Here is a 460-nt window from a genome sequence, read left to right as displayed (position 1 = left end):
GTCGAAGCGGACGGATCCCTCGTTCGGAATGGCGGCGCCAGGCAGCGAGCGCCAGCCGACGCCTCCGCCGGGGCCGTCGACGATCTCCGATTCCCATTGGTAGGCGCGACCGAGCGGCGTCCTTATTTCCCAGCGCATGCCGCCGTCGCCCGCCGGGTGCAACGTCGCGAAGCCTGCCACGAGTTGCGGGAGCGTCCCGGGCGCAAGCCAGAGCCGACGAAGCTCGTCCGCAGTCTTGCCGATTGTGATTGCGCGCTCCACCTCCGGCGTCGCGCCGGCGATCCCACTTCGCCCCTTGTTGTCTGTCCGTCCGCGATGGAGCGGGACACCGTACCCGGCACTCGCCGCTGCCATGCCCGCGCAGGCAGTGAGCGCGAGAGCCACGGCGCCTTTCTTTCGTCCGGCGAGTCCGGACACGATCAAGGCCGCGCTGAGCGCGACGGGGATCCAGCCAATGCCT

Annotated in this window: 1 protein-coding gene; it reads right to left on the bottom strand. The window is 70.0% G+C overall.

Annotated elements, in window-relative coordinates; all coding sequences use genetic code 11:
* Positions 1-460 (bottom strand): SRPBCC family protein (locus tag NCS02_RS20865; RefSeq protein ID WP_250523276.1); only part of this gene is annotated, 460 nt, incomplete at both ends.

It is taken from the genome of Caballeronia sp. NCF2, from assembly GCF_023631205.1.
Classification (GTDB): domain Bacteria; phylum Pseudomonadota; class Gammaproteobacteria; order Burkholderiales; family Burkholderiaceae; genus Caballeronia; species Caballeronia zhejiangensis.
Note: the sequence above shows the minus strand (reverse complement) of the source record. Positions and strands in the feature narration are given on the sequence as shown.